Source organism: Caulobacter sp. KR2-114, from assembly GCF_049446115.1.
Classification (GTDB): domain Bacteria; phylum Pseudomonadota; class Alphaproteobacteria; order Caulobacterales; family Caulobacteraceae; genus Acaudatibacter.
Genome location: NZ_JBMSEC010000002.1, coordinates 973295 through 987899, shown reverse-complemented (window position 1 = coordinate 987899; position 14605 = coordinate 973295). Strand labels below are relative to the sequence as shown.

The following is a 14605-nucleotide window of genomic DNA, read 5'->3' as shown; positions in this document are numbered from 1 at the left end:
TTTCGCCCGGGGATGACGGTGGAGGGGAGGCAGGAGGCGGCAACTGTCTCGACGCCGCCTGCAGCGCTACCGCTTCTGGTCCACGTCGCGCACCGCGCCGCGGGCGGCGCTGGTGGTGAAGGCGGCGTAGGCGCGCAGGGCCGGGGAGACCTTGCGGTCGCGGTGGCCGGGCTTCCAGGCGTCGTCGCCCTTGGCCACCATCGTCGCGTGCCGCTCGGCCAGCACCGCGTCGGCCACCGCCAGGTGGATCGAGCGATTGGGGATGTCGATCTCGATGCGGTCGCCGTCCTCCACCAGGCCGATCAGGCCGCCTTCCGCCGCTTCCGGCGAGACGTGGCCGATGGACAGGCCCGAGGTGCCGCCCGAGAAGCGCCCGTCGGTGATCAGGGCGCAGGCCTTCCCCAGGCCCTTCGACTTCAGGTAGCTGGTCGGATACAGCATCTCCTGCATGCCGGGGCCGCCACGCGGACCTTCATGCCGGATCACCAGCACGTCGCCGGGGTTGATGCGGTTGCCGAGGATGGCGCTGACGGCGTCGTCCTGGCTCTCGAACACCCGCGCCGGGCCGGCGAACACCAGGATGCTCTCGTCGACCCCGGCGGTCTTCACGATGCAGCCCTCGGTGGCCAGGTTGCCGAACAGCACGGCCAGGCCGCCGTCCTTGGAAAAGGCGTTCTCGACGTCGCGGATCACCCCGCCCTTGCGGTCCAGATCCAGCTCCTTCCAGCGGCGCGACTGGCTGAAAGCGGTCTGGGTCGGCACGCCGCCGGGGGCGGCGCGGAAGAATTCGTGCACGCTGGCGCTATTGCTGCGGCGGATGTCCCAGCGCTGCAGCGCCTCGCCCAGGCTGGCGCTGTGCACGGTCGGGGCGTCGGTGTTCAGCAGGTCCGCCCGCTCCAGTTCGCCCAGGATCGCCATCACGCCGCCGGCGCGGTGGACGTCTTCCATGTGCACGTCGGACTTGGCCGGCGCGACCTTGGACAGGCACGGCACCTTCCTGGAGAGCCGGTCGATATCGGCCATGGTGAAGTCGACGCCCGCCTCGCTGGCCGCGGCCAGCAGGTGCAGCACGGTGTTGGTCGAGCCGCCCATGGCGATGTCCAGGCTCATGGCGTTCTCGAACGCCGCGAAGCTGGCCACCGAGCGCGGCAGCACCGAGGCGTCGTCCTGTTCGTAATAGCGGCGGACGATGTCGACGATGGTGTGGCCGGCTTCCAGGAACAGCCGCTCGCGGTCGGCGTGGGTGGCCAGCACCGAACCGTTGCCCGGCAGCGAAAGGCCCAGCGCCTCGGTCAGGCAGTTCATCGAGTTGGCGGTGAACATCCCCGAGCACGAGCCGCAGGTGGGGCAGGCGGCGCGCTCGATGTTGGCGACCTCTTCGTCGCTGATCGCGTCGTCGGCGGCCGCGACCATGGCGTCGATCAGGTCGAGGGCGACTTCCTTGCCCTTCAGCATCACCTTGCCGGCCTCCATCGGCCCGCCGGAGACGAACACCGAGGGGATGTTGAGGCGCAGCGAGGCCATCAGCATGCCGGGGGTGATCTTGTCGCAGTTGGAGATGCAGACCAGGCCGTCCACGCAGTGGGCGTTGGCCATGTATTCCACGCTGTCGGCGATCAGCTCGCGCGAGGGCAGGCTGTAGAGCATGCCGTCGTGGCCCATGGCGATGCCGTCGTCCACGGCGATGGTGTTGAACTCCTTGGCCACGCCGCCGGCGCGCTCGATCTCCCGCGCGACCAGCTGGCCCAGGTCCTTCAGGTGCACATGGCCCGGCACGAACTGGGTGAACGAGTTGACCACCGCAATGATCGGCTTGCCGAAGTCGCCGTCCTTCATGCCGGTGGCGCGCCACAGGCCGCGGGCGCCCGCCATGTTGCGGCCGTGGGTCGAGGTGCGGGAGCGGTAGGCGGGCATGGGGTGCGCTTTCAGGCGGGAACGATGCAGGGTTCCTCTCCCCCAGGTGGGCGCGAAGCTCAAGAGGGCAAGGCCAATTGATCCGGCTTTGCGCTATAGGCTGGGCGTGGACTGAAGAGGAATGGAGCCAGTATGGCCGGCCCGGTGACAATCTACGGGATCAAGCAGTGCGACACCATGAAGAAGGCCCGCGACTGGCTCGAGGGCCACGGCGTGGCCTACGCCTTCCACGACTACAAGGCCGTGGGCGTCGACCGGGCGAAGCTGCAGGCGTGGGCCAAGGCGGTCGGCTGGGAGCTGCTGCTGAACCGCGCCGGCACGACCTTCCGCAAGCTGCCGGACGCCGACAAGACCGGCATCGACGAGGCCAAGGCCATCGCGCTGATGCTGGCCCAGCCCTCGATGATCAAGCGCCCGGTGCTGGAGACCGGCGAAGGCGCGCCGCTGGTCGGCTTCAAGCCGGCCGCCTACGCGGCGCGGTTCGGCTGAGTTGCAATCGCCGTCGTCACCCCGGACGCAGCCGCGCAGCGGCGGAGATCCGGGGCCGGCGGCGCCGCCTTCCAGCTGGATGGCGTCTGGGCGGCGGAGGGGCCGGCCCCGGCTCGGCGCTTCGCTTGGCCGGGGTGACGAGAGAGAACGGTCGTTCGACTTTTTAGGCCCCGAACCCGCCGTCGATGGTCTGCAGCGAGCCGGTGATCATCGCCGCGTGCGGGCCGGCGATATAGGCGGCGTACTCGGCGATCTCGTCGGCGTGGGCGTGGCGCTTGATGGCCATGAACGAGTGCATCAGGCCGGCCATCGGCCCGTCGGCCGGGTTCATGTCGCTGTCCACAGGGCCCGGCTGGATGGCGTTGACGGTGATGCCGCGGTCGCCAAAGTCGCGGGCCAGGCCGCGCACCAGGCCCTGCACCGCCGACTTGGTCAGGCCGTAGGCCGCGCCGCCGGCGAAGGGCACCCGGTCGCCGTTCACCGAGCCGATGACGATGATCCGCCCGCCGTCGCGCATCGTGCGCGCCGCCTCGACGGCGGCGTGGTAGGGCGAGCGGACGTTGATGTCGATCATCCGGTCGACCGCATCGGGGTCGAGGGTCAGGGGGTCGCCGATCATCGCCACGCCGGCGTTGACCACCAGCACGTCCAGCGGCCCGCGCGCCGCCACGGCGGCGATCACCGCGTCGCGGTCGGCGCTGTCGACCTTCAGCGCCTCGCTCCCGGTCTCGGCGGCCAGGGCCCTGGCGGCGTCTTCCGAGCCCGCATAGGTGAAGGCGACCTTGCCGCCGTCGCCCGCGAAGCGCCGCACGATCGCCGCCCCGATCCCGCGGCTGCCGCCGAGCACCAGGATGTTCTTGTCCGAAAAGCCAGCCATGACGGCCTCCTTGAGTTTGTATAGCGGCCACTACATATTTACCCCGCGGGCGACCGCAAGAGGACATCTGTAGTGAGCGCTAAAAATAGTTCCGCATCCCCTGTTGCGCCCCATCGCGGCAGGCCACGGGGCTTCGACCGCGAGCAGGCCGTGGAGACGGCGATGAGGCTGTTCCATGCCCGCGGCTACGACGCCGTCGGCGTGGCGGAGCTGGGGGCCGCCCTGGGGGTTAAGCCGCCGAGCTTCTACGCGGCGTTCGGCAGCAAGGCCGGCTTGTTCCACGAGGCGCTGGAACGATATCAGGGCGGGGAGGCCAACCTGTTCGCCTACGCCTTGGCGCAGGAGGGTGAGGACGCGTCGGCCGAAGCGATCGCGGCCGGCATGTTACGCCGGGCGGCGCAGGTCTATCCGTTGCGCGACGGCGTCGCGGGCTGCCTGGTGATCGACGGCGCGCGCAACAGCGCCGACCCCGAAGCCCGCGCGTTGACGGCTGCGATCAAGACGGAGGCGATCCGGCGCCTGACGTCGTTCCTTCGGCGACGCTATCCGCCGGCGGAGCATCCTGGCCTGGCTGAGCGGCTGACGGCGTTCGTCAACATTGCGCTGGCCGGCATGTCGGCGGCCGCGCGCGACGGCGCCGATCGCGCTACGCTGGAGGCGTTTGCGGAGGCCTCGATCCGGGCCTTCCGAAGAGAGGCGGCCGGGGAGGGCTGAAGCCGATGCCGATGCGGCGTGGCAGGCGGTGGCTGGCGGCGGTGGTCGCCGGCGTGACCCTGGCGCCGGCGGCTGCGTCCGCCGCGACGACCGACGCGCACTGGTATCGGATCGCCGGAGAGGACGGGGCGGTGCTGGGGTGGGCCAGCGAAAGCCGTATGGCCATCGGCGAGGGCGTTGAGGTCGCGGCCCAGCAGGACATCGTCCTCGCCGAACCGGGACACTTGCCTGGGCATCTGACAGCCCGCAGCGTCCGTCGGGAGGACCGCGCCGGCCATACCGTATTGCTCGACAGCCTCTCCACGGTGGATGGATCGTGGACCCGCAACACCGCCCGCATCCAGGGGCCAAAGGCGGTGATCGTGCACGCCACGGCGTTCGACCGTCGCACCGTCGTGGTGGCATTGCCTGCCGACGTGCGCTTCGACGGCGGCGAGGACATGCTGGGCGCCTGGCTGGCGTCCGGCGCGCCCCGCCTTGAGCTCAAGGACTTCGATGCCGACGACATGGCGGTGGAACGCGTGGTCTACGAGATCGCCCCGCCCCGCCCGGATGACCCGCCGAACCTGCGGGCGGTGCGCCGCGAGCGGTACGATGGCGAGAGCCTGGTAGCGGTTTCCCGGCTGCTACTGGATCAGGGTGGTCAGGTGACGCGCGCCGTGCAGCCGATGCTGGGCGGGCGGTTCACCGTCTCGGCCGTCGACCAGGCCACGGCGCAGGCGCCGCATCCCCCGTACCGGCTGCTGGCCTCGGTGATGCGCAAGTCGCCTTACCATATCCCCGACGCCGCGGCCGTCGGCCACATGCGCTACCGGTTCGGCTTCGAGGACGGCCTTGCCTTTGCGCCGCCCCAGACTGGGGAGCAGCGGGTCGTCGCCGACGATGATGGCATGGTGCTCGACATCTGCAAGGGCTGTGGACCGGGCCTAGCCACGGATTCCGCGACCCTGGCCGACGCCCTGCGGCCAACCGCATGGCTGCAAAGCGACGATCCGCGCATCCGCGCCATCGCCGCGCCGGTGGCGAAGCTGAAGCTGAGCGACACGCGCAAGATGGAGATTCTGACCAGGATCACGAACGCCAGGATCTCCACCGTCGACTTCAACGGCCACTTCTCGGCGCTGGAGGCGTTGCAGCGGCGACGCGGCGATTGCACGGAGACGGCTGTTCTGCTGGCGGCGTTGGGTCGGGCGGCAGGCATCCCGACACGAGTGGCCAACGGGCTGATCTATTCCAGCGAGCAGTACCACGGCGTCTCGAACGCCTTCATGCCGCACAGTTGGACCCTGGCCTTCGTCGATGGCCACTGGATGAGCTTCGACGCCGCTGTCGACGCCGGCTTCGACAGCACGCACATCGCGCTCAACGCCGGCGACGGCGATGCGCGCTCGGTGAACGCCGGCGCGCAGCTGGCCAGCCTGCTGGTGTGGAAGAGCATGGCCGAGGTGAAGCGGCGCGACGCGGGCGGACCCGCCGTCCCGGCGCCGCCGGTCAGGACGCCTTCGGAGCCTTCGCCGGGGCGGTGACCGGGGCTGGCAAAGCCTTGGCCGCCTGGGTGGTCGCCACCGCCGCCGGGGCGTCCTCGTAGACGGTGGGCAGGGCCGGCGCAGCGTCGGCATGTTCGATGAACTTCACGTTCGCCGGATCCTTGATGCCGCCGATGACCAGCACGTCGATCGTGGCCGGCGTAGCGTCCTGTGCGGCTGCCGCCAAGGGCGTGGCCAGCGCCGCGGCGGCAGTCGCCGCCGCTACAGCGATGCCGACCGGCAGGCGGTAGGAGACGCAGACCTCGTCCTGGCAGGCGCTCAGGAACGCCACGCGCTCGCCGTCGCTCATCGCGTCCAGCGCAACGACCTGCCGCTTGCACATGCGGCAGAAGTCGCCCTGCATCACCTCGGCCAACTGGCTCTTGTAGGGACAGGGGCTCTGGATCTTCGGAAAGACGGCCATTTGAGGCTCCCGAATTCAGGTTGCGTTGTGTGCGGCTTGCGGCGTGGAGGCCTTGGCGGGCGCCGCGGCAGCCTTGGCGCTCGTAGCAACCGTCGGAGGCGGCGCGTCCTCGTACACCGTGGGTAACGCGGCTGCTTTGGAGTCAGCCGCCTCGACGAACTTCACGTTCGCCGGGTCCTTGATGCCGCCGGCGACGACGACCAGGTCGGCGAGCGTGGCGGCGTCCTGGGCGGCGGCGGCCATGGGAGCTGACACGGCTGCTGTGGCCAGTGCGGCGGCCACGGCGATCTGGACCGGCAGCCGGTACGAGACGCAGACTTCGCCAGTACAGGCGGAGAGGAAGTCGACCCGTTGGTCATCGCTCATCGCGGTCAGGTCGAAGACCTGGCGCTTGCACATGCGGCAAACGTCGCCCTCCATGATGGCGGCGAGATTGTCCTGATAGGGGCAGGGACTCTGAATCCTTGGGAAGACAGCCACCCGTTCCTCTCCTGACCCCGTCTTGCGCCGCCCGGCCCGGCGCGCGTTCCGCGAGGTTGTGGCCGCAGGCTAACCTTGCGTAACTCAATCGTCGATAGGTATTCGCGCCTGGGCGCGCCCGTCTGCGCAGGTTACGTTTGATCACATGACCCTCGAGCAGCTCCGCATCTTCGTCGCCGTCGCCGAGCGCCAGCATGTGACCCGCGCGGCGCACGCGCTGAACCTGACGCAGTCGGCGGTGAGCAGCGCCGTGACGGCGCTGGAGGCGCGCCACGGGGTGGCGCTGTTCGACCGGGTCGGCCGGTCCATCGTGCTCAATCCGGCCGGCGCGGTGTTCCTCGACGAGGCGCGGGCGGTGCTCGCCCGGGCGGCGGCGGCCGAGGCGGCGCTGGCCGATCTGGGCGACCTGTCGCGTGGGCGCCTGAGCATCCACGCCAGCCAGACCATCGCCAGCTACTGGCTGCCCGCCCGGCTGGCCGCCTTCCACAAGGCCTATCCCGGGATCGCGCTGCAGGTGGCGATCGGCAACACCAGCGACGTGACGCGGGCGGTCGCGGAGGGCGACGCCGAACTGGGCCTGGTCGAGGGCGAGGTGGACGATCCCGCGCTCGAGCGGGTGGTGATGGATCACGATCCGCTGTGCCTGGTGGTCGGCCGGGACCACCCCTGGGCCGGCCTGACCGCCGAGCCCAAGGACCTCGCCGCCAGCGAGTGGGTGGTGCGCGAGGCCGGCTCCGGCACCCGCGCGGCGCTGGAGGGCGCCCTGCGGACGCGCGGCCTGGCGCTGGACGGCCTGCCGCTGGCCATGGTGCTGCCGGGCAACGAGGCGGTGCGGTCGGCGGTGCGGGCGGGCGCCGGCGCAACCCTGATCTCGCGCAGCGTCGTCACGGTCGGCCTGGAGCTGGGCTCGCTGGTCGAGGTGCCGTTCGCCGTGGCGCCGCGCGCCTTCTGGCGGCTGCGCCATCGCCAGCGCTATCGCAGCCGGGCAGGCGAGGCGTTCCTGCAGGTCGCCGCAGGTCTGCAGGGACCAGATCGTTCTGCTATATCGAACGTTTTTAGCTGAAACTTGCGTTGGAATTGAACAGCGATCCGGCGCGATAGGGGAGGGCCATCCGGACCGGAGATTCCCCATGACCGGCGTCGCCCTTGCCTCCGCCTTTCGCCTGCGCCCCCTGGCGGCGCTGGCCAGCCCGCGCGAGGTGATCCGCCAGTTCACCCCCAACTGGTTCGCCGCCACCATGGGCACCGGCATCCTGTCCCTCACCCTGGCCCAGGTCCCGGGCGCGCCGGCCTGGACGCGCGGGCTCGCCGAAGGGCTCTGGGGGCTGAACATCGGGCTCTTCGGCCTGTTCGCCGCGCTCTACGCCGCGCGCTGGGTGATGTTCCCGGGCGAGGCGCGCCGGATCTTCGGCCACGCGCTGATGTCGATGTACTTCGGCTGCATCCCCATGGGGCTGGCGACGATCGTCAACGGCCTGCTGCTGTTCGGTGCGCCGCGCTGGGGCCAGGCGGCCGTGGAGGGGGCGCAGCTGCTCTGGCGGGTCGACGCCGGCCTCTCGGTCGCCTGCGGGCTGGCCGTGCCGTTCCTGATGTTCACCCGCCAGGGCCACAGCCTGGAGAAGATGACCGCGGTGTGGCTGCTGCCGATCGTCGCCTGTGAGGTGGCGGCCGTCACGGCAGGCCTGCTGGCGCCGCGCCTGGCCGACCCGGCCGACCGGCTGCAGACCCTGGTCGCCGGCTATGCCCTGTGGGCGCTGTCCGTGCCGATGGCCCTCGGCGTGCTGGCGATCCTGTTCCTGCGCATGGTGGCGCACAGCCTGCCGCCCGTCGCGATGGCCGCCAGCAACTGGCTGGCCCTGGGGCCGATCGGCACCGGCGCCCTGGGCCTGCTGGTGCTGGGCGGGGCGAGCCCGATCCTGGCGGGCGCCGGCCTGGCCGACGTCGCCGGCGCGGCCCGCGGGGTCGACCTGATCGGCGGCCTGCTGCTGTGGGCCTACGGCCTGTGGTGGATGGCCATGGCGGTGATGACCACGCTTCGCTACCTGAAAGGCGGCCTGCCGTTCAATCTCGGCTGGTGGGCCTACACCTTCCCGCTGGGCGTCTTCGCCGCGGCCACCCTGCGGCTGGCGGCGCTGCTGCCGATCCCGGCCCTGACCGGCTTCGCCCAGCTGCTGGTCGCCGCCCTGGCGGCGATCTGGGTGCTGGTCGCTGGCCGCACCCTGGCCGGCGCCTGGCGGGGCGAGCTGTTCTCGGCGCCCTGCCTGGCCGAGGACGGCGTGGCGCGGTGAGCGCGCGCCCGGCGCGCCTTTGCCCCGGCCTGCCCCCGGTTGTCTGAAGCCGCCGCCGCGTCGGCCGGAGGGGATCGTCGGCGCTGGCCTCGCGCGCATGGCGCCGCATAGTCCCAAGGTATTGGCCGGCCGTGGGGCGCTGGCCGCGATGCTGGGGCCTGGAGCATGATCCTCGGACTGTCGGTCGCCACCTTCACCCTCGTGCACGTGCTGATCAGCCTGGTCGGCATCGGCGCCGGCCTGGTCGCCCTGGTGGCGATGATCGCCGGCAAGGACCTCGGCGGCTGGACCGCCACCTTCCTGGCCACGACCGTGGCGACCAGCGCCACGGGCTTCCTGTTCCATTCCAAGGCCATCGGACCGCCGCACATCGTCGGCGCCATCTCGCTGGTGGTGCTGCTGGTGGCGCTGGTCGCCCTCTACGGCCGCCACCTGGCCGGGCGCTGGCGCCTGGCCTATGTCGTGACGGCGGTCCTCGCCCTGTACTTCAACTGCTTCGTCGGCGTGGTGCAGGCGTTCCAGAAGATCGCCTTCCTCAACGCCCTGGCGCCCAAGGGAACCGAGCCGCCGTTCGCCATCGCCCAGGGCCTGCTGCTGGTGGCCGCCATCGCCGCGGGCTGGCTGGCGGTGCGCAACTTCCACCCGGCCGAGCGCGGCTCGGGCGCCGCGATCCGGCCCGCCACGGTCTGAGGCTGTCAGCAGACGGCGCCTGGCGGGGTGCGCACGGGCGGCCGGGTGACTACATCGGCGGGACGCAGCCCCCCGGAGTCCCATGGCCGACCTTTCCGCCTTCCCGATCACCCGCCGCTGGCCCGCGCAGCATCCCGATCGCCTGCAGCTCTATTCCCTGCCCACGCCCAACGGGGTGAAGGTGTCGATCATGCTCGAGGAGATCGGGCTGGCCTACGAGCCGCACCTGATAGACATCGGCGCCAACGAGACTTGGACGGCCGAGTACCTGTCGCTCAATCCGAACGGCAAGATCCCGGCGATCCTCGATCCCGACGGTCCGGGCGGCCAGCCACTGGCGCTGTGGGAGTCCGGCGCGATCCTGATGTACCTGGCCGAGAAGACCGGCCAGCTGCTGCCCACCGATCCGGCGGCCCGCTGGGAGACCCTGCAGTGGGTGATGTTCCAGATGGCCAGCATCGGCCCGATGTTCGGGCAGGTCGGCTTCTTCCACAAATTCGCCGGCCGCGAGATCGAGGACAAGCGGCCGCTGAACCGCTACCGCGACGAGAGCAAGCGCCTGCTGGGCGTGCTGGAGGGCCGCCTGGCCGACCGCCGCTGGCTGATGGGCCAGGACTTTACCGTCGCCGACGTCGCCACCCTGGGCTGGGTGCGCAATCTGGTCGGCTTCTACGGCGCGGGCGAACTGGTGGACTACGACAGCCTCAAGGCCGTGCCGGCCTGGCTGGAGCGCTGTCTGGAGCGCCCGGCGGTGCAGCGGGGCCTGGCCATTCCCTCGCGAGGCTGAACGGGCGCGAAAGCGTCACGCGGGCTGCGCTATAAGGGCGCGAGCGGATGGGAGCGCCTCGGTCATGACCACGCACGGCAGCGGAACCGAGGCCGACCCCTGGCGCCTCAAGACCCCGTCCCTGACGGCCGACTACCTGGCCTGGCGGGACGAGGCCGCCGATCCGCCGGCGCTGGTGGTGCAGGCTGGCGCAACGCGGCTGTCCTACCAGCTGCGCGGGCTGGGCGACCTGTACGCCTGGCTGAAGGCGCGGGGCGACTGGGCCGAGCTGGGCTCGGCCGACGAAGGCAAGCCCGTGAAGCCGGACAGCGTCGAGGCCTGGGCCCGGGCCGAGGACAATCCAGTGGGCGGGTACTACGGCCTGCGCAAGGGCTACCGCGGCCGCTTCGCCAACTACGTGACCCCGGTCCTGGAAGCCCTCGAGCGCGTGGAGCTGGAGCACGGCGCGCGCAACAACCGCGTGCGCGCGCTCTAGGCAGGGCGTGTCGTCCGCGGGCGGTCCTTTGGCGGTTGATCGCCTGGGCGTGATTTGGCGCCGCCCCTGTCGGCGGAAGCACGGTCGGGACGTCCTCGTGGCAGCGGCGCGGAAGGGCGCCGATCGCCTGGAGACCCACCATGACCGCAACCACCGCCCCCGACACCGTCCGCCAGGGCGACACGCCTGCCGCCATGCGCTGGACCGGCTGGGCGCTGAGCGGGCTCTTCGCCCTCTTCATGCTGATAGACATCGGCATCAAGCTGGCCGGCGTCCCGCAGGTGGCGCAGACCCTGGCGCCGCTGGGCTGGACGCTGGATCGCGCCGAGCCGATCGCGCCGATCGAGCTGCTGGCCCTGCTGCTGTATCTGTTCCCGCGCACCGCGGTGCTGGGGGCTATCCTGCTGACCGGGGTGATGGGCGGGGCGGTCGCCACGCACATGCGAGTGGGCGATCCGCTGTTCAGCCACGTCCTGTTCGGCGTCTACCTGGGCCTGTTCGCCTGGGGCGGGCTGTGGCTGCGCGACGCGCGGCTGCGGGCGCTGACGCCCTGGCGGGCCTGACTTTTTCTGCGCCCCTGCATCCGGACGGGCGCGCGGCGGCGACTAAGGCTCAGATGGGGCTGCGTTGGCCCCGCGAACTTGGGAGCGGGCCATGGCCTCTTCGTTCTGGGAGCAGCACTGGTGGCTGGTGTTCGCCGCGGCGGCGCTGGTGATCCCGGTGGGCGGGATGATCGCCTCGACCTTCACCACCTGGCTGCACTTCCGGCAGCGGCGCGAGGCGCTGGCGGCGCTGAAGGCCTATGCCGACTCCGGCCGCACCCCGCCGCCCGAGCTGGCTGAGATCCTCAAGGCGCAGGCGACCGGACCGTTCTACAACGTCGGCGTTCGCTTCGGCCCAACGCCGGGGGCCGCGCCGGGCGCCGCGCCAGGACCAGGCGACTGGAGCGATCCAGCCTCGCCCTGGGCCGATCCGATGATGTGGGGCTCCGACCGCTACGCCCGCCGCGCCGCCCGCCAGGCCATGCGCATGGCCCGCTGGCGCTACCGCGCGCCCTATCGGCGCTGGTCCGCGGTGGTGTGGCTGGCGGCGCTGACGGTAGGCTTCGGCTACGCCGCGCAGCACGCCACGGGCGACACCGCCAACGCCTTTCTGGTGACGGCGATCATCCTGGGCGCGGCGACCGTGGGCAGTGTGGTGACGGCGGTGATCGCCACCGTCATGCGGCCCTAGAGCATGTTAGGCGAAAGTGTACGCGGTTTCGCCGCTCGAACATGCTCTAAACTTTTGAAGGTAGAGCCTTTTTATACGGGTCAGATGATTCCATCTGACCCTAAAAGGCTCTAGGCCGCGCGGAACGAGGCAGGAGCGGTCCGGCGATGAGCGCCATGGCGATCCCCTTGCAGAGCGACAGCGCCGCCTGGATGGCGGCGCTGAACGCCGTGCTCGGCGCGGGCGGCAGCGGCGGCGCGGCGGCGGCGGCGTCGGGCTGGCGCGGGGCCGCGGACGGCGATGCCGACCTGGCGGCCGCGGCGGCGCTGGGCTCGCGCCCGGCCTTCGACCGCATCGTCGGGCGCCATCAGCAGGCGGTGCGCAGCTTCCTGCGCCGGCTGTGCGGCGACGCGGCGCTGGCCGACGACCTGGCGCAGGAGACCTTCATCGCCGCCTGGACGGGCCTGTGGCGCTACAAGGGGGGCGCGTCCCTGCGCTCCTGGCTGTGCGCGATCGCCTGGCGCAAGCACCAGGACGCCGTGCGCGCCCGGCGCCGCGCCGACCGCCGCGAGGCGGCGGCGGGCGAGGCCGAGGCGCTGGCGGCCAGCGGGGCAGGGGCGCCGGCCGAGGCGCGGCTCGACCTGGCCACGGCCCTGGCCGGCCTGCCGGCGGAACAGCGCGCGGCGGTGGCGCTGTGCCTGGGCGCGGACTTTTCGCACGCCGAGGCCGCCGAGGCGCTGGGCCTGCCGCTCGGCACGGTGAAATCGCACGTGGCGCGGGGGCGCGAGAAGCTGCTGGCGCGCCTGCAGGGCGGCGAGACGGGAGCCGCGCATGACTGAGCCCGATCGCCACGCGCCACAGAGCGATCCCCTCGCGGCCCTGTGGGCGCAGACCGAGGCGCCCGCCCGCGATCCGGCGTTCGCGCTGGCGGTGCATGAGCGCATCGCCCGGCGGCTGCTGCTGGTCGACGCCGCGGGACTTGGCGTGGCGGGCCTGGCCGGCGCCGTGGCGCTGTGGGGCTTCTGGCCGGCGGCGGTGCGGATTCTCGGCGGACTCTCCGCCGGCGTGGGCGCGGCGGGACCGGCGCTGGCCTGCGCCGCGGCGGCGAGCGCGGCGGTGTGGTGGCTGCTGCGGCCCCGCACGGCGTGACCGCGGCGCGCTCCCGCCAGCCGGGTTAGTCCGCCTTACCAAGATTTCATTCTGTATTTCGCATCCGCGCAGGCATCTCCTGGCCTCTACACTGCAAGGGCGCAGCGTCAGGCGCGCCGTTCGAAGAGATCGGGAGAACGAATATGTGGTTCGGGGACATCGGCGACCATCTGGTGCCGATCATGGGGATCTTGATGATCATTGCGATCGTCATCGGTCCCAGCTGGATCCGCAGCTATTACGCCAGCCGCGAGCGGGAACGCATGCACGAGACGCTGCGCACCGCCTACGAGAAGGGCCAGCCGGTGCCGCCGGAAATGATCGCGGCGCTGCAGACCCGCGAGATGGACACCCCGGTGTCGATGGCCAGCTCCTCCGAGCGGGACCTGCGCCGGGCCGTGGTGCTGATCGCGGTGGGCATCGGCCTGGGCGGCCTGGGCGGCGGGTTCCACTATGCGCTGGACGGCGACGCGGGACGCATCGTCGGCGGGATCATCGCCGGCGCGGGCGCGATCCCCGGCATGATCGGCGTCGCCTACCTCGTCCTGTGGCTGTTCAGCCGGCGCAGCCAGGCCTGACCTGAAGCGACGAGGGGGAAGGGCGCGCCGCGATGGCGGACTCCGTCAAATCACTGGCTTCGGCCCACGATCTCGATCTGGTCGCCATGGCGGCGACCGGCGGGCGCGTGGCGTTCGGCGAGCTCGTGCGGCGACATTCCTCGCCGGTGCGCGCGCTGCTGCGCCGGCTGGGCGCGGATGGGGCGACGGCGGACGACGTGGCGCAGGACGCCTTCCTGGCCGCCTTCGAGCAGATCGCCGAGTTCCGCGGCGAGGGCACCTTCCAGGCCTGGGTCAAGCGCATCGCCGCGAGGCTCTACGTCAAGCGCTGGCGCCGTCAGGCGCGCCGCGACGCCCTGGCGGATGTCGGCCAGGACGCACCGCCCCCACCGCCCGGCGAGGCCGGCCATGCCGACCGGATAGACCTGGACGAGGCGCTGAAATCCCTGTCGGAAGCCGAACGGCTGTGCGTGTCGCTGTGCTACGGCGCGGGACTTTCGCACGCTGAGGCTGCGGCCGCCTTGAATACGCCACTGGGAACGGTCAAATCCCATGTCAAACGTGGTCTGGATAAACTCCGACAGCGCCTGGCGCCGGGCCGCGATTTTGGCGCGTCCGACCGCCAGGCTCCAGAGGGCAAGGTCAATGGCTGAGGCCAGCTTCGAAATGGCCCTGGACCGGATGTTCGCGGAGGCGCCAGCCTTCCCGGACGCGGAGCTGTTCGCCCTGCGCTGCGAGGAACGGCTCGACCGCGGCTGGGCCTTCCGCCGCTTCCTGATCGGCGGCCTGGGGGCCGTCGGCGGGCTGATCGGCGCCGCCCAGCTGCTGGGCTCGGGCTTCTTCGGGCGCATGAACGGCTATTCCGCGGTGTCGGGCGTCGCGCTGCACAACGCCATGATGCAGGTGCTGCCGCCCGGCATGGCCCAGCAGCTGGACATTTCCAGCGAAACCATCTGGATGTCGGCCGCCCTGGCCGCGGTGGCCGTGGGCCTCGCCGTCACGCGGCTGGTTCGGGAGATCTGA

19 protein-coding genes are annotated in these 14605 nt (G+C 71.4%); 15 read left to right on the top strand and 4 right to left on the bottom strand.

The window, feature by feature from the left end; genetic code table 11:
* Positions 1-66: 66 nt before the first annotated feature.
* Positions 67-1914 (bottom strand): dihydroxy-acid dehydratase, encoded by a 1848-nt coding sequence (gene ilvD, locus ACO2Q3_RS10895; protein ID WP_423306600.1) that lies wholly within the window; start codon positions 1912-1914, stop codon positions 67-69.
* A 132-nt stretch (positions 1915-2046) separates the two neighbouring features.
* Here ilvD and ACO2Q3_RS10890 point away from each other — a divergent pair, with 132 nt between their 5' ends.
* Complete coding sequence (locus ACO2Q3_RS10890) at positions 2047-2403, top strand: ArsC family reductase (protein ID WP_423306599.1); 357 nt, start codon at positions 2047-2049, stop codon at positions 2401-2403.
* 163 nt (positions 2404-2566) lie between these two features.
* Here the strand turns inward: ACO2Q3_RS10890 and bdcA are convergent, their stop codons facing one another.
* The gene (gene bdcA / locus ACO2Q3_RS10885; RefSeq protein ID WP_423306598.1) at positions 2567-3280 is read right to left on the bottom strand and encodes an SDR family oxidoreductase; all 714 of its coding nucleotides are present in this window, start codon (positions 3278-3280) and stop codon (positions 2567-2569) included.
* A 162-nt stretch (positions 3281-3442) separates the two neighbouring features.
* Here bdcA and ACO2Q3_RS10880 point away from each other — a divergent pair, with 162 nt between their 5' ends.
* Complete coding sequence (locus tag ACO2Q3_RS10880; RefSeq protein ID WP_423306597.1) at positions 3443-3994, top strand: helix-turn-helix domain-containing protein; 552 nt, start codon at positions 3443-3445, stop codon at positions 3992-3994.
* Between the two features lie 11 nt (positions 3995-4005).
* Positions 4006-5520, top strand: coding sequence for a transglutaminase-like domain-containing protein (locus ACO2Q3_RS10875; protein WP_423306596.1), 1515 nt, complete (start codon positions 4006-4008; stop codon positions 5518-5520).
* On the opposite strand, the gene ACO2Q3_RS10870 is transcribed toward ACO2Q3_RS10875, so the two are convergent.
* The gene (locus tag ACO2Q3_RS10870; protein WP_423306595.1) at positions 5486-5944 is read right to left on the bottom strand and encodes a hypothetical protein; all 459 of its coding nucleotides are present in this window, start codon (positions 5942-5944) and stop codon (positions 5486-5488) included. The two genes, ACO2Q3_RS10875 and ACO2Q3_RS10870, sit on opposite strands and share 35 nt — an antisense overlap.
* Positions 5945-5959: 15 nt before the next feature.
* Positions 5960-6424, bottom strand: coding sequence for a hypothetical protein (locus ACO2Q3_RS10865; RefSeq protein WP_423306594.1), 465 nt, complete (start codon positions 6422-6424; stop codon positions 5960-5962).
* A 145-nt stretch (positions 6425-6569) separates the two neighbouring features.
* Here ACO2Q3_RS10865 and ACO2Q3_RS10860 point away from each other — a divergent pair, with 145 nt between their 5' ends.
* The 12 genes from ACO2Q3_RS10860 to ACO2Q3_RS10805 all read left to right on the top strand — a co-directional run bounded on the left by ACO2Q3_RS10860 (position 6570) and on the right by ACO2Q3_RS10805 (position 14605).
* Positions 6570-7487 carry a LysR family transcriptional regulator gene (locus tag ACO2Q3_RS10860; RefSeq protein WP_423306593.1) on the top strand — a complete coding sequence of 306 codons (918 nt, stop codon included), beginning with the start codon at positions 6570-6572 and terminating at the stop codon, positions 7485-7487.
* Positions 7488-7554: 67 nt separating this feature from the next.
* A complete protein-coding gene (locus tag ACO2Q3_RS10855; protein WP_423306592.1) occupies positions 7555-8712 on the top strand; it encodes a TDT family transporter in 1158 nt (385 codons plus the stop codon).
* Between the two features lie 165 nt (positions 8713-8877).
* Positions 8878-9402 (top strand): hypothetical protein, encoded by a 525-nt coding sequence (locus ACO2Q3_RS10850; protein WP_423306591.1) that lies wholly within the window; start codon positions 8878-8880, stop codon positions 9400-9402.
* Positions 9403-9484: 82 nt separating this feature from the next.
* Positions 9485-10189 (top strand): glutathione S-transferase N-terminal domain-containing protein, encoded by a 705-nt coding sequence (locus ACO2Q3_RS10845; RefSeq protein ID WP_423306590.1) that lies wholly within the window; start codon positions 9485-9487, stop codon positions 10187-10189.
* Between the two features lie 64 nt (positions 10190-10253).
* Entirely contained in the window at positions 10254-10664 is a 411-nt protein-coding gene (locus tag ACO2Q3_RS10840) for a DUF6855 family protein (protein WP_423306589.1), read from the top strand.
* Between the two features lie 140 nt (positions 10665-10804).
* The gene (locus tag ACO2Q3_RS10835) at positions 10805-11227 is read left to right on the top strand and encodes a DoxX family protein (protein ID WP_423306588.1); all 423 of its coding nucleotides are present in this window, start codon (positions 10805-10807) and stop codon (positions 11225-11227) included.
* Positions 11228-11318: 91 nt separating this feature from the next.
* Positions 11319-11897 carry a hypothetical protein gene (locus ACO2Q3_RS10830; RefSeq protein WP_423306587.1) on the top strand — a complete coding sequence of 193 codons (579 nt, stop codon included), beginning with the start codon at positions 11319-11321 and terminating at the stop codon, positions 11895-11897.
* Between the two features lie 146 nt (positions 11898-12043).
* On the top strand, positions 12044-12715 hold the full coding sequence (locus ACO2Q3_RS10825; protein WP_423306586.1) for an RNA polymerase sigma factor: 672 nt from the start codon (positions 12044-12046) through the stop codon (positions 12713-12715).
* Positions 12708-13025, top strand: coding sequence for a hypothetical protein (locus tag ACO2Q3_RS10820; protein WP_423306585.1), 318 nt, complete (start codon positions 12708-12710; stop codon positions 13023-13025). Before ACO2Q3_RS10825 ends, ACO2Q3_RS10820 begins: the two co-directional genes overlap by 8 nt.
* 143 nt (positions 13026-13168) lie before the next feature.
* A complete protein-coding gene (locus ACO2Q3_RS10815; protein WP_423306584.1) occupies positions 13169-13603 on the top strand; it encodes a DUF6249 domain-containing protein in 435 nt (144 codons plus the stop codon).
* A gap of 32 nt (positions 13604-13635) precedes the next feature.
* On the top strand, positions 13636-14235 hold the full coding sequence (locus tag ACO2Q3_RS10810) for an RNA polymerase sigma factor (RefSeq protein WP_423306582.1): 600 nt from the start codon (positions 13636-13638) through the stop codon (positions 14233-14235).
* Complete coding sequence (locus ACO2Q3_RS10805) at positions 14228-14605, top strand: hypothetical protein (protein WP_423306581.1); 378 nt, start codon at positions 14228-14230, stop codon at positions 14603-14605. Before ACO2Q3_RS10810 ends, ACO2Q3_RS10805 begins: the two co-directional genes overlap by 8 nt.